The sequence below is a fragment of the Phormidium sp. FACHB-1136 genome, from assembly GCF_014697375.1.
Lineage (GTDB): Bacteria > Cyanobacteriota > Cyanobacteriia > Phormidesmidales > Phormidesmidaceae > Nodosilinea.
This window is the reverse complement of sequence record NZ_JACJRS010000127.1, coordinates 1-14,179: the sequence shown is the minus strand read 5'-3', so window position 1 is coordinate 14,179 and position 14,179 is coordinate 1. Positions and strand designations below refer to the sequence as shown.

Genomic DNA, 14,179 nt, shown 5'->3' with positions numbered 1-14,179 from the left:
TTCGACCCCCTCACCCAGTGGTACATCCTCGCCTGGGATGCCTTCCGCGCCCGCGAGTTCCCCTTCGATGAAGCGCGACAGCTCGCCCTCGCCGTCGGTGGCTTCAACGTCAGTGACCTGGCCAAAACCCACAAACTGATCGACTCCGCCAGCGGCACCTGCAAACTGCTCACCCCCCAGCAGCGCCTCAAAAAACGCGCCTTCTCCACCAACCCCGACGACTTCTCAGCCGCCGCCCTGGTCGATGGCCTCCACGCCATCATCGCCCTCTACCTCGAAGAACAAAGCATCGACCCCGTCCGCCGCTTCCTCAAAACCACGGGCCTGCTCAGCAACGACCTCTTCATGCGCGCCTGGGAAGTCGCCCTCAAGGCAATCCCCCACATCGGCGACGAACGCAAACGCATGGTCGAAGAAAAAGCCCTCGCTGACCTGTGGCTGGCCATGGATGAGATCCAGGCCAAGGTGGTTTATGTGCAGCCGGAGTTGGCGTTGGAAGAGGGGCAGATGGGATTGTTTTAGACGCGGAGAGGGGGAGATGGGGGGATGCGGGGAGGGGGAGAGGGGAAAACGTGGGGAGGGGAGTGCGTCACGATAAAGCGAGTTGGGAGATCATAAAAAGGTAGGCACTATGGCAGATACATCCGCTAGGGTTCCAAAATCGAAAAAGAAAAACTTTTCCAGCTTTAGCTATGCCGAAGCCTTCAAACAACTCAACTTGGACGATCTCATTCCCTGGGAACTGGATGCGTCCCCGCTGGAACCCAGCGCCTTTTTTCAAGAGCGCCTGCGCCGTTTAGAGCAAACTTTTGATCTGGAAGGCTACGAAGAATCGAAAAAGCTGCTGATCGATGCCATTTGCGAAGAGGCAATCGCCAGCACTGACCATCTCAAAATCTGGAAAGGAGCCCAACTTGAAGGTGATACCGCTGCAGGCTATGTCGATTATCTAATCGCTGAGCGGAAACGGTATTTAGACATTCCCCTACTGTGTATCATCGAAGCCAAGAAAGACGATTTTGAGAAAGGGCTGGCTCAATGCCTAGTCGAAATGCAGGCTTGCCAATGGCAAAATCGCCAATCGGGCCGCGAGATTGATGTCTACGGCATCGTCACCAATGGCCGAGCCTGGCAGTTTTATCGCATGGCCCCATCAGGCATCGTCTCCGAGACCCCGGTCTATTCCACCGGAGATATGGATCTGCTGCTGGGACGATTGCGTTATGTCTTTCAACGGTGTGAGGAGAATTTGGGCTAGAAAAAACGACGAACGCAAACGCATGGTGCAAGAGATGTATAAGATTCAAGTTATGATACTCTATGCGCAGCCCGCAGATTCAAATCTGAAGTGCAACACTCTGTCTCAGAGCCGCTGTCAGCCTTCGCGGTCATGACCACAACCAGGAACACGGTACAGCGCAGCACAGCAGGCTATAGGTCTCCTTCATAGGCTTAGTCTTAGATCCATGGCTGCAAGCGGATTTGAGCAGGTGTTGCACTTCAACCTTGAATTGGCCGCCGAAACTGAACTGCGAGGAGAAGCAACAAGCTTTAGATGTAGGAATTTGATGTCGCTTAATAAGTTTTTCCCAATCAATCCTTAATCATGATGGCACTGGTCTCTTAGGAGGAGATGGATCGCTACAACCTTTATGTGGCAAGAGTTATAGCCAATTTAGTCCAGAATCTCGAAAGTGCTTGTCAAGCAAGGCTTTCATCTGTTTATCACCGATTAGCAGACCAGTGCCATCATGATCCCAAATCGAAAAGACTTGATCCTTTCCGAATCCTTTGATCTTTACGATAACCTTGCCATAATCGATGGGGTTACCGGAAGATTAAACGCAAAACTGCAAATTTACCCATCAGCATTCATTGAATGGGATTTCGAACTTTTTTTAGATGATTCCATTGACATTCAGAAGCTACGTGAGAGCTTCAGAGAATATCCCTTAACTGCTCCAGCTCTTTTTATAGAAAATCTCACTCAAAATAGAGAATCACACAGTTCAGTTGCCAACTTGTTGTCCTTTACAGGCCGTGCGAATAAACTTGTGATCGGTGACAAAAACTTAAACGGCCAAAGCTTCAACTTTCTTTTGACAAATACGAAAGTTTTGTCATACTGTTTAGCACAAGATATTTTAGAATACAAAGTCATCGAGAAAGGACTTATCACACCAGATTTGCCTAAGAGGGAAATAGCATCAGGGGAAGAAGGTAAATTTATTGATGCTCCATTAGACTCAAATTGGAATCTTCGTCTTGAGATTCGCAAAGATGCCATTAATTGGTTGGATGACAAGCGAAAAAATATTGGCAGCTATCTCACTTGTGAAGCAGAGTTGTATCAACCCAGGCGTTTCCATTTAGAAAACTGGGAATCTCTTGAAAAGCTGACCCTTGAGCAAAGTGAAACTCTGATTCAAAATATTTCATTGTTGCTTTCTTATGCAAACTGTGGGTTTGTAGCCCCTTTGTATATCGAAGCAAAAGCCTATAGGATGTCTAATAGAGACACACCCTCATTTACTACTGAATTCGCAAGTTTTACCACTAATCTACAAACCACAAATCTGGAGTTATTGGGTCAAAGTTGGTTTGTTAACATCAGTAGCTTAAAAGCTTTTATAGGCTGTTTTCCTGCATTTCGGAATATGCTATCCTCTTCCAGTTGGGGAGAAACATTTTATTTTGTTCTGATTCAGTATTTTCAGGCCACTCGATTTGGTGATTGGCAAATTGCGGCCAGTGCGGCTGGAGCAGCCCTTGAAAGATTGAGCTTTCAGATTCTAGTTGAAGATGAAGCAGACTCTTTAACTAAAGATAGATGCGAGCTACTATTTGACTTTAAAAATCAAGGGCAGGCGAAACAAGTTTGGAATTTAGGTAGAGGTTTTGGTCAAGAGAATGTCAATATCACTGCTAAGCGGCTGATGCTAACCCTTGAACGCATTGGTCTGACAGCTACAAGAGGACACACCGATGCTAACGACGTACAAGCTTTCCTCAATGTGCGGAATGACGCTGTTCATCCCAGAGTGAGCGCTATGGATACCAATGAAAGAATTGCAATTATCCTCAAAGCTATTCAGTGGATAGATGAGATCCTTTTATGGCGCTTGGGCTACGAGGGTAAGTATTTTGACCGCATTGCTTGTGGAGAAAGGATGAAGGGCACAATTACCAGTCATACACTGGTTGCAGACGCTCGATACGACTTGACCCTGAGGGATGCAAGTTGGTGAGATGTTAAACGATTACCCCTGGCGCATCAGCTACGCAAGCGACACCAGCAACCCCGTCGCTGACTTCTACATCCCGGCCTTAGAGCGATCTACGCAATATGATCGCAAATCCGGCTTCTTCAACAGCGCCATTCTCAGCCAGGTCGCCGGGGGGCTGGGGGCCTTCCTCCAAAACGAAGGCCGGATTCGCCTGATCATGAGCTGCCACCTCAGCCAAACCGACCTCCAAGCCATCCAGCAGGGCTATGCCCTTCGCGATGCCGTCGCCGCCCGCCTCGATGCCAACCTCACGGCTCCCACCAGCTTTGCCCAGCTCAAACGCCTCGAAATTCTAAGCTGGCTAATCCAAAGTGGTCGCCTCGATATTCGCATCGCCATCCCCCTCCGCCAGGACGGCCAACCCCTCGACCCCGACGAAGCCATCAACACCCACTACATCTATCACGAGAAAGTCTGCCTCTTCACCGACGCCGACGGCAACCAGATCGCCACCACCGGCTCCAACAACGAGTCCAGCGGCGGCTGGAACTTCAATGTCGAATCCTTCCACGTCTTCTGTTCCTGGGAAGGCTCCCGCGACCTGGCCCGTGTGCAGGAAGAGGTACTGCGGTTCGAGCAGCACTGGCACAACCAAATCCCCAGCGTTCGAGTGTTTGAGGTGCCCGAAGCTGTTAAGCGCAAGCTGATTCGCTACGCCCCACCCCAGCGCCCGACCTGGAAACCTGAGGATGAATTTGATCAGCGACCGATTCGGGCTGGGGATGGGGAGACTGGGAGACAAGGGGATGGGGAGATGGGGGGACAGGCTGCTGACGAATTCCCCCTCTCCGCGTCACCCCCTCCCCGCGTCCCCGCGTCCTCTTCCCAAGAGCAGGCCGCCTTTGAGGCCATCGCCAACATCCACCAAGACCCCGGTTGCCTGAGCGCCTGCCTCACCTCCATTCCCATCCAGCCCTGGCCCCACCAAATCAAGATTCTCAAGCGGGCCGCTGCTGAGTTCCCCCGCAGCTTTCTAATTGCCGATGAAGTGGGCCTGGGCAAAACCATCGAAACCGGGCTGATTTTGCGCTACCTGGTGGTGTCCCAAAAGGTGAAGCGCGTCCTGGTCTTGGCCCCCGCCAGCGTCCAGCCCCAATGGCATGAAGAACTCCGGGAAAAGTTCAACCTCCACTTCTGGAGCTACACCCAGGGCGAATTCAAAGATCCCTATGGCCAGACTACCCAGCCCACGGGCAACCCCTGGAATCAGAAAGACCTGATCCTCGCCTCCAGCCACCTAGTGCGCCGCAAAGAGCGGATGCAGGAGCTACTCGATGCCGAGCCTTGGGATTTGGTGATTCTCGATGAGGCCCACCATGCCCGTCGCAAATCGCCCCAGGCCCGCAAAGACACCCCTAACCGCCTACTGCAACTGCTAGAGCAACTGCGTGAGAGAACCAAATCCCTGATCTTGTTGTCGGCCACCCCCATGCAAATTGACCCCATCGAGGTCTTTGACCTACTGCATGTGCTGGGGCTTAAAGGCCACTGGGCCTACGGCGATACCTTCTGCGACTACTTTTCATCCCTAGAGAGCCAACCAGATCGCCATCTGTTGGACTTTTGGCAAACCATGGCCAGCGACTACTTTGCCCGTGGTGGCCAGCCCTGCCCCCGGCTCCAGCAACATCTGCACCAGCAAGACCGGATGTTGGCCAGCAAGGTGGAAGACCTCTGGCGGGGCCGTGTTCGCATCATCAACGAGCGGTCTTACCTGCACGATGAGGCGTTCATCACCGCCTCGCGGCAATTCCTATCCACCAACACCCCGCTCAAAGACATGATGTTTCGCCACACGCGAGACACCCTGCGGGAATACTATCGCCTGGGCCTGCTCGACAAAGACGTGCCCCGCCGTGAGGTCTGCGATAACGCCATCACCCTAGAACCGACCCGTGAAGCTGACCTCTACCGCCAGGTGAGCGACTATGTGCGACACTTCTACCGCCTCGCCCAAAAGGAGCAGCGTAAAGCCCTGGGCTTCTTGATGACGCTGTACCGCAAACGGCTGACCAGCTCCTTCTACGCCATTCAACAATCCCTCCAGCGACGGCTCGATTCCCTCATCACCCAGCAGGGCAGCGGCCTCACCACCGATGATTTCGCTGATCTGGACGATGCCGAGGATGCGGTGATCGAAGGGCTAGAGGGCTACATGGAGCCCGTAGACCCCAAGGAGATCGAGCACCTAGAAGCTCTGCTGCGACAGTTTGAGAACACCGGAGAAGATACCAAGCTGGCCCACTTCATCGCCACCCTGCGCCAGGAACTGGTGAACCGAGAAAGCGCCATTGCCTTCACCCAATACACCGACACCATGGACTTCCTGCGCAACCAACTGCGGGAACTCTACGGCAATCAGGTCGCCTGCTACTCCGGGCGCGGCGGCGAACTGTGGCGCGATGACCAATGGACAGTGGTGCCCAAGGAGCTAATCAAAACCCGGTTCCGCGATGGCGATATCAAGATCCTGCTCTGCACAGAATCCGCCAGTGAGGGGCTGAACCTGCAAACCTGCGGGGTGTTGTTCAACTACGACATGCCCTGGAACCCAATGCGAGTCGAACAGCGCATTGGCCGCATTGACCGCATCGGCCAGCGATACCCCACCGTCACCATCCACAACTTCTACTATGACGGCACCGTAGAGGCGAAGGTCTACCGCAAACTGCGCGACCGCATCAATGCCTTCACCTCGGTGGTGGGTAACCTTCAGCCCATCCTGGCCCAGGTGCCCACCTTCATCGAGCGGGCCACCATGAGTGTTGACGCAGAAGAGGAAGATGTCTTGCTCTCGGAGTTCGATACCGTCCTATCCGCCCCGCCCCAACGGCCCGCCCTCGATGACATGGTGAAACGCGATGTGGAAGCCGACCTGCAAGAGATCCAGCGGCCCCTGCCCCCGTCCCCCGTCAGCCCGGAATTTGTGGAGACTACCTTTACCCAATCCCGTCTGCTAGCGGCCCAAGGGGTTCAGTTTGTGCAGGCCAGTCCAGGCCGTTGGGACATGACCTATCGGCAGCACACCTATGTTGTCACCTTTAGGCCAGGGGTCTTTGAGGAGCATCCCTCACTCCGGCTGATGACCTGGGGTGATCCTTTGTTCGAGCAACTGCTCCTAGAGGGGATGCGTTAGAACCGATGCCCCGCCTTAACACCTAACGTCTGAATGAAGCTGCGCCACCAATCGGCGTTGGCTTGAGGCTAGGTCTTTTGGAGCTTGAGCTGTGGCATGAGCGCGAACACGCCCCAACCCAAATACTCGCGCGTGTAGGTTGCGTGGCGCTCAGGCTCTGTGGCCAGTTTGGAACGAATTTCCTCTGCTAACTCATCGTCGGGATTGTCCTCAAGCCATCGGCGCATTGTGAGCCACTTGGCGGCCTCGTACCTGTCCCAACCGTCTTGATTGGCTAGAACCATCTCAATGACGTCGTAGCCCAAGTTGCCGAAGGACGCGAGAAGCCCTGGAAGACTGAAGAAATCGGACATTGAATTGGCAAGACACTGTTTGGCAATATCCTCCGTTGGCGGTACCTGTCGCCAGTAAGGCTCACCAAGGAGGATGATTCCACCTGTACGCAGGCTTTTCGCCAGAAGCTCAAGGGTGCCAGCGACGCCTCCACCAATCCAAGTGGCACCGACACAAGCGGCCACATCAACGTTCTCGTCAGAGACATAGCCTGCGGCATCGTTGTGAATGAACTTGACTTGATGGGCAACGCCAAGTTCTTTGGCACGCTGTTTTGCCTGTTCGGTGAACAACGAACTCATGTCGATGCCCGTACCGATGATGCCGTGATCGCGTGCCCAAGTGCATAGCATCTCGCCCGAACCACTCCCCAGATCAAGCACTCGATCTCCTGGCTTTAGACGCAGCGCATTACCAAGAGTGGCGAACTTTTCAGGCGTGAAAGGATTGTGGATGCGATGCGCACTTTCCGTAATGTTGAAAATCCGTGGGATATCCATGGTGTTAATTCTCTAAATGATCTCGATAGTTAAGACGGTACATCCATCCCCTTTGCTATTCCTCGACTAAGCCCTAGGACAGATCTGTGGGCATTCCTCCGACTGGCTGCATGATATTTTCCCCACTTTTAGAGGGCAGGTAAGTCCTTGGCAAATTTGATGCGGGTGGCTTGGATAGCCAGGTCATGGGCCTGGTTCAGATCATCGAGGTCAAGTTGGGCCACCATCTTTTCGCAGTAGGCGACGGCCTCTAGGCCCACCGCTTCGGGGATGTAGTTACGGGCAATGCGACTGCTGCCACTGACGGGATTCTCCCAAACCGCTTTCATGGTGGCGGCATCCATGCCGAAGAGACCCCGGTAGGTGTAGTTGGTCCAGTAGCCGTAGCGGCTCTGGGGGTCTTTTTCCTGCACCTCCCAACCCCAATCGGCCCGTGCGGGTTTGCCGGATTCTCGCGACATGATCCAGCCCTGCACCCGTTGATCGTCTTCGTAGGTGTAGGCCCGTTTGAGGATGGTGTACGCCTGGGCGTAGATGCCTTTAGCGGCGAACCAGGCGAGGAAATCAATCAGGCCATCACGGGCAGGTTTTCGCAGTTTGCCGGGATTCTTGGCCCAATCCTGGGCGAGGGCGGCCCAGTCGGAGGCTTCCAGTAACAGGTACTCGTTACCGTCCTCTGCCAAGATTTGGGTCACCCTGAAACGACTGCCAGAGGGGAGTTCCAGGTACTTTTCCCCCTCGATTTGCATCACCCTACGGGACAGGGTGGTTTGGGGAATCCCAAGCTCTCGATCCATCCCTCGAAAGCCCATGCCTAGGGAGGGCTTATCCGGCCCCAGGCCGTTTGGGTCAATGATGATCGCCTTGATTTCCCGACTCTTATAGCGGAGGGGAATGATTTGACCAGCGCGAAAGTCAGGCATGGCTACTTAGCCTTTTTGGTCTTGGATTGCTCAATGTCCTTTAGTCGTTCCTCGCCCAGGAGACGCAGCTTTTGGGTGAGGGGTAGGCGTTCCCAAAGGGGATTATCGGCATAGATGACTCTAACGACTATAAGGCCACTGCGAGTGGTGGGAGCGGTCGCGGCTGGTGTCGTGGCCCTGCTGCTGCTGACGGCGGCGCTTCATGCGGGTGGACACCATTACCAACTGTGGCTGGCTGGTGGGGTCTGGTGTGCCACGTTGGCCCCTGATGGCACGATTACAGAATCCTATGGCGTGGAGGCTTGTGGACAATGAAGCTCGATTGCTGTGATCGTTGCCAGTTCTATTCCCGCAGCCCGCTCCTGGTCTGTACGCTACATCTTGCCGGGGTAGAGGGGCACACCTGCCCAGACTTTGAGCTTGACCTGACCATTCCCGATGATGAGGCGGTGGTCTGGTATGGCGAACCATGGCAACCGGAAGGGGCCAGCTACTACGGAGATGAGCTGGTGCTGGAGCCCGTGCAGCAGATGACGATAGAGCAACGGCTAGACCTGCTGGATAGTCACCCCTTGTTTACGGGACGATGCCCTAATTGTGAAATGCCCCTGCTTCAGACCGAGCCGCCCTGTGTGCATTGGGACTGTGAGCATTGCGGCTGGGTGGATGATTCGGTGTAGCCCTGGCCTAGCATCTAGGAAAACACTTTTCTTTTGTCGTAGGAATGAAAGATAAAAAATAAAATTTAGTTTTTCAAATAACGAAAAGATTCAAATCATAATTCATCATTGACTCGAAAAGGGTATCCACGAAGATCGAGCTGTAGCAAGTCGTTAATACCAGGGTACATACCTCCGGGCCACCAATCTAGTTCTTTTATTAGCTGTTCAGGTGTCATGCCTTCCACAGTTATATCCACGGCAAGGCCAGTGAGATGTAAACTGTCTGGTTTACCACCAATTTGAGTATTAACAAGTTCAGACCTATACCATGAAACAACTTGAATGGGTTTATTTAACTGATTTTTAACTTTTTGAAGTTCCTGCGCTAAAAGAATGATGTTATCACGTTGCTCCAAAGTTTGAGGTATACGAGAACCGCCACGAGTAGCATCTGACCAAGTAAAATCTACACCGCTAGTAATAGGTTTAGCTAGTTCCTCAGCAGTCCAGTTCTCAGGGATTAGAAGAAAATCATCTGGCAAACTTCCCTCAAGCTGACTGATCTCTGCCTCAAGTATCCTCAATTCTTCTTCTTCATTGGAAGGTAAGTTAGCTTTTACTAAGAGGGCACTTCTCTTATTTTTAAGTACTGCCAGTCTTGATGAACCTTCAAGTGCCTGGATTCTTAAATCCTGATAATAATCGTCCCATCGGGATTTAACGTCTTCTGAAAGAATTAAGCTTCTAAAATAATGAGCGAATCTAAGTCGCTTTTCAAGATTAACATCAAGAGCCTCATTAATGAATTGTGCTAAATACTCAGACTCTCTCTTGTCTCTTTCCTGTTTCAGGCTAAACATCTGAATCTGCCAGTTGAGGGCTAAAGAAACACCTCCTAAGATTAAAGTTCCCAAAAGAAAACGATAAAAATTAAGTCTTAGTTTGATTCTTTCATTCTTAATATGCTCAAGCTCTAGCAATAGTGAAGCACTTTTTTGATTGAGACTATTTTCCTCTTCTCCTTCCTGCATTGAACTCTCTTTTTCTTCTAACTGTTTCAAGATACTAGAAAAATCTGTATTCAACTCAGAACCAAATAGTTTTTGAATGGAACTCCAAACATTCACCATTAAATTCTCTTGGAGATGAGCATAGACTCAGCAAGAAGCTTTGCTGGGTTGATATCCTAATTGCAGGAATAATATATATCAGGAAAGTTGATTGAAATGCAATTATTTTGACAAAAGGTAACACTCTTCGACGCAATCTGTAAATATCTCTTGGTAGCTACTGATAGATGAAATGGATGAACTTTTCTTATGCTTAACCTGCTGAGATAATAAGAGAGAATTGCGAACATATTCTCCTTTTCCCATCCCTACTACAGCGGCTCAGGCTGTTCTATCACGCCGCTCTTACCTTATACAAACTTGCTCTATGGCTGCGATGGTCAAAAATTGGCCTTGGGCCATTGCACTCCGCAAACCTGCTCTACATCGTGAGTGAGTAGGGATCAACCCTCGACCAGCGCCCCCTTGACTGTGAACATTGCGGCTGGGTGGATGATTCCGTGTGAGTTCCCCAGACAAGGATCGACTGTGTAGTGTGGAGGGAACGTGTATTGCCTTGGCTAGTGCTATGATCCAATCCATTCGCGCAGGCTTGCTCTACTTTGTGATGGTGTTTAGTCTGGGGTTCCTGCTGGGAACAGTTCGCGTTCTAGTGCTGATTCCGAGGTTGGGGGAACTCGTTAGTACCTGCATCGAGCTACCCATCATCTTGAGTGCAGCTTGGCTAGCGTCAGACTGGCTGATTACGCGACTCCAGGTGTCCTCTCAATGGTGGACTCGCCTCAGTATGGGGCTAATTGCCTTCGGACTACTGATGGCGGCAGAGTTAGCCCTGTCTGTCTGGTTAGTGGGCAACACCGTACAGGAACACTTTGCAGCCTATGGAACACTGCCCCATGCCATCGGATTAGCAGGTCAAGCAGTCTTCGCTTTAATTCCGTTAATCCAGAGAGGTGAACATAACCACGGCACAGCAATGGATGATTCCGTGTAGGGACTTTGGAGCGGCAGCGAATTACTTTCTAGGCCAACCAACGCAGGCTTTTCTATGATACGCGCTGAGGATCGGCGCAAGGGTCGAGCCGTGCAAGGCAGATAAGGTGCTTCGCCGTTTTTTGTTTTGTCTGCCTTGCCCTTGCGCCTACTCTTGGGAGTGACTTTCCTTGTGGAGCGCGTGCTTAGAGCCTGTTGCGTTTGGTTTTTGTCATGCTTGCAGTCCCGTTTGAGTTCGTTCAGGGTTTGGCGGCTGAGTTCGGTGCGGTTGAGTGCGCCTGGAGGGAGTCGGATCGCTCGTTCACGGGCTTCGTGGCTGAGGTGTGGTTCGCTGAGTTGCCTTCGGTCTTTGCGTCTCGGTGAGCTTCGGTCGTCGGGTACTTCGTGCTGGTGCGCTCTGTGTCCTCTGGGCCGGGGCGCTTTGCGGTGTTGGTGCCTGTATCGCTTCCTTGTGGCCAGGTGGCTCTGGTCGGTGGGGTTCGTGGTGGCCGGGTTCGCTGTCGGCTCGTGGCTTAGTTTCTCTGGAGCTTCGGCCCCTTTCTTTGTGCGTTGGTTTGAAAGAGGACATCCTTAACCCCTCTATTACCACCCTCAGCCAATACCCCGCCTGACCCTACCCACGCCCGATTAGCTTATGGTGAGGGGTGTACTTCGATGAACTCCTATGGCTTCTATCCTTGCCTCTCTTGTGGCGATCACACTATGGATCTTCTTAACTGCACCAGCTTTGGCGGTTACAGCACCTACTCCACAGACTCTAGGGACGATGCCTGGATTATCTGAGGTATTCGCAGGGGAGACTCCCGATCTGGGCATTCAGGATGGCAAGCTATCTCCCTGTCCAGCAACGCCTAACTGTGTCGTGAGCCAGGGTGCTGATACAGCCCATGCCATTGTGCCGATTGCCTACACTAGGAGCCGGGATGAGGCCCGTGAGCTACTGACTAAGGTGTTGGGCGTTGTGCCTCGCACTGAGATGGTGGTGCAGCAGCAGGACTACATCCGAGTGAAATCCACCAGCCGCATTATGGGTTTTGTGGACGATACTGAATTTTACTTTCCAGCGGATGAGCCTGTGATTCAGGTTCGCGCAGCGGCCCGATTAGGAGAGTCTGATCTAGGTGTAAATCGACGGCGACTGGAGCAAATCCACTTTGCCTTGAAAGACTTGGGAATTTAGGCGTCCATCACCTGTACTCACATCTCACTTCTCCCAGAACAAACCCTTAGCTGGAGGTAACACGGGCCGCGCTATCACGCCGCCCTTCCCTTCTGCCAACCTATCTTCCAAGACCCCACCCGCACACCCCGCCGAGGGGGCAGGCCATCAAAGCTATCTGAGGTCTGCAACTGTTCTCTGTCAGACACTCTGGACATCGTGGCCTAGCCTGCCCCCTCCTCGCCATCCGTGGCCAGCTTCCTGGTGGTGGGCGTAAAAACTATGTCCTTGGGCAGAGGCTTGCCAGCCTTAGGCGGTTTGCAATGAAGGAAAGCGGTTCCCAGGAATTGAGTTATGAGGCCATTTGAGCAATGGGGCGAGTTGGCTGCTTCAAGCGTTGGCCCTCCGTTCATTTCGATGGTAGACTGCCAACCCTTTGACCGACCGCTCCTGGTGCAACGCTTAAGCCGCTGGGCCAGAGGGTTAGGCGAGATTCCGGTCTATCTCGTGAACCCAGGCTATGCTCAGGTTCAGCGGGTCACGGAGGCCATGTCGTTTGGCTTTAAGACGGCTCCCGCCCAGTTGGGTGAGTCTTCTATCGACTCGACGCAGTTTTTACCTTGGCTGGTCTCTAATTCATCCGCAGTCCAAGGCATTTTTGTGCTCGAAGGCCTGGACATAGCCGAGCATCGCTACCAGGTTCAGAACCTGTTTGAGCAACTGCGGCTATCGGGCCAAGCCTGCTACTTGCTGTTTGTGGGGGAACAACCCACGGTGCCCCTGGGCTTGCACGGCATGGTCGAGCCATTTGAGTTTGGCTACCCTACCTCTGGCCAGGTCAGGGATGCGATGGGCGACCTGGCCCATCGTAAGGACGTTGACCCTGCTTTTCTTGATGACCTAGACGCCATCGTGCGGGCTGCTCAGGGTCTCAGCCTGGGTGAAATCTACGGCATCGTGCCCCGTGAAGCGGCGTTGAGTCCATCGGGTCAAGCCTTGGCTCAGCGCCTCTTGGCCTATAAGGTGGCTAAATTGCGGGGTCGGGGGCTTGAGTTCATCGGTGAGCCGGACGTCCCAGAGGCGGCAGGTCTAGATTTGCTGAATGCTCGGTTAGAGCGAATCACGGCCTTGCTCGACCCTGCTGCGGCCCAGCATAACCTCAAATTCCCCAACGGCATGGTGTTGTGGGGCTTGCCGGGAACGGGCAAATCCTTGAGTGCGAAGCTGGCCGCCAAGAAGCTGGGCGTACCGTTGCTGAGTGCCGATTGGAACGGACTGCGGGGGGCGACACCCACCGAAAGTCTGGCCAACCTTCGGTTCCTGCTCGATACCGCAGAGGCCATGGCTCCCTGCGTGCTGTACTTCGATGACTTTGACAAAGGGTTTGCGGGCTGGGACACCGACATCACCGCTAAGCAATGCGCTCAGAAGTTATTGACCTGGATGCAGGAACACACCGCTCCGGTGCTGACCCTGGCCACCGTGAACCGTCTGGGGATGCTGCCCGTGGAACTCCAGCGTCGATTGCCAGAGGTCTTTTTCTTCGACTTACCCCACGACGGTGCCCGCTACGACATCTTCTACCTGCACCTGGCAAAGTACTTTCCCGCGTTCCGTCATGGGGCCTCTGACCCGTCCCCCTTCACCGATGAGCAGTGGCGAGAACTGCTGACGGCCTATCGCCTCTGTATCCCGGACGAGATTGGCCATGCGGTCAAGCGAGTCGCTGAGGACTGCTTCTATCAACACTATCTAGATGGGCGAAGTGAGCAGCCCCTGGCGCTAAGGTTTGAGCACCTCCTCGCCCAACGGGAGGCGTTTACCCCGGCCCTAGTGCGAGAGGAGGGAGCGATGCTAGAAATCCGCAACAAGGCAACCTACGCTAAGCCCGTCAGCAGCCCTGACCAGTCTCGGTTTGCGCGGCCCCGACAGACGTTGTTTGGTGATTAGTCTGAATTGAGAGGCGTTTTCTGGCTCAGTTGCAGCGTGGTAAAGATGGGCATGGCGGTGGAAAGGGGCAGCGTTTTCCCCGTCGCCAGGGCCAGGTTGCATAGGGCTAGGTGCAGCCGATCCGTGGGCGATGGATCCTCAAGAATGAAGTTGGGATTGCCCCAGA

General features: G+C 53.3%; 11 protein-coding genes and 1 pseudogene. 9 read left to right on the top strand and 3 right to left on the bottom strand.

Going from position 1 to position 14,179, the window contains the following annotated elements:
• The 4 genes and pseudogenes from H6G62_RS23725 to H6G62_RS23710 form a co-directional block, all read left to right on the top strand.
• Window positions 1–522 (top strand): annotated as a pseudogene (locus H6G62_RS23725) (DNA methylase); the annotation flags it as partial.
• Window positions 523–631: 109 nt separating this feature from the next.
• Window positions 632–1,258 (top strand): hypothetical protein, encoded by a 627-nt coding sequence (locus tag H6G62_RS23720; RefSeq protein WP_190499819.1) that lies wholly within the window; start codon window positions 632–634, stop codon window positions 1,256–1,258.
• A gap of 493 nt (window positions 1,259–1,751) precedes the next feature.
• On the top strand, window positions 1,752–3,248 hold the full coding sequence (locus tag H6G62_RS23715) for a hypothetical protein (RefSeq protein WP_190499817.1): 1,497 nt from the start codon (window positions 1,752–1,754) through the stop codon (window positions 3,246–3,248).
• A 1-nt stretch (window position 3,249) separates the two neighbouring features.
• Window positions 3,250–6,423 (top strand): helicase-related protein, encoded by a 3,174-nt coding sequence (locus H6G62_RS23710; protein WP_190499815.1) that lies wholly within the window; start codon window positions 3,250–3,252, stop codon window positions 6,421–6,423.
• A 68-nt stretch (window positions 6,424–6,491) separates the two neighbouring features.
• On the opposite strand, the gene H6G62_RS23705 is transcribed toward H6G62_RS23710, so the two are convergent.
• Both H6G62_RS23705 and H6G62_RS23700 read right to left on the bottom strand, forming a co-directional pair.
• On the bottom strand, window positions 6,492–7,256 hold the full coding sequence (locus H6G62_RS23705) for a methyltransferase domain-containing protein (protein WP_190499813.1): 765 nt from the start codon (window positions 7,254–7,256) through the stop codon (window positions 6,492–6,494).
• Between the two features lie 128 nt (window positions 7,257–7,384).
• Entirely contained in the window at window positions 7,385–8,179 is a 795-nt protein-coding gene (locus H6G62_RS23700; protein WP_190499811.1) for a hypothetical protein, read from the bottom strand.
• 114 nt (window positions 8,180–8,293) lie between these two features.
• On the opposite strand from H6G62_RS23700, the gene H6G62_RS23695 reads away from it, so the two are divergent.
• On the top strand, window positions 8,294–8,494 hold the full coding sequence (locus tag H6G62_RS23695) for a hypothetical protein (RefSeq protein WP_190499809.1): 201 nt from the start codon (window positions 8,294–8,296) through the stop codon (window positions 8,492–8,494).
• Window positions 8,491–8,859 (top strand): hypothetical protein, encoded by a 369-nt coding sequence (locus H6G62_RS23690; RefSeq protein ID WP_190499806.1) that lies wholly within the window; start codon window positions 8,491–8,493, stop codon window positions 8,857–8,859. Before H6G62_RS23695 ends, H6G62_RS23690 begins: the two co-directional genes overlap by 4 nt.
• A gap of 95 nt (window positions 8,860–8,954) precedes the next feature.
• Here H6G62_RS23690 and H6G62_RS23685 read toward each other — a convergent pair whose 3' ends face one another.
• Window positions 8,955–9,971, bottom strand: a complete 1,017-nt coding sequence (locus tag H6G62_RS23685) for a D-Ala-D-Ala carboxypeptidase family metallohydrolase (RefSeq protein ID WP_190499804.1) — start codon at window positions 9,969–9,971, stop codon at window positions 8,955–8,957.
• Between the two features lie 442 nt (window positions 9,972–10,413).
• On the opposite strand from H6G62_RS23685, the gene H6G62_RS23680 reads away from it, so the two are divergent.
• The 3 genes from H6G62_RS23680 to H6G62_RS23670 all read left to right on the top strand — a co-directional run bounded on the left by H6G62_RS23680 (window position 10,414) and on the right by H6G62_RS23670 (window position 14,013).
• On the top strand, window positions 10,414–10,905 hold the full coding sequence (locus H6G62_RS23680; protein WP_190499802.1) for a hypothetical protein: 492 nt from the start codon (window positions 10,414–10,416) through the stop codon (window positions 10,903–10,905).
• 765 nt (window positions 10,906–11,670) lie between these two features.
• Complete coding sequence (locus H6G62_RS23675) at window positions 11,671–12,084, top strand: DUF1499 domain-containing protein (RefSeq protein WP_242052249.1); 414 nt, start codon at window positions 11,671–11,673, stop codon at window positions 12,082–12,084.
• Between the two features lie 333 nt (window positions 12,085–12,417).
• Window positions 12,418–14,013, top strand: coding sequence for an AAA family ATPase (locus tag H6G62_RS23670; protein WP_190499798.1), 1,596 nt, complete (start codon window positions 12,418–12,420; stop codon window positions 14,011–14,013).
• The last annotated feature ends 166 nt before the right edge of the window (window positions 14,014–14,179 follow it).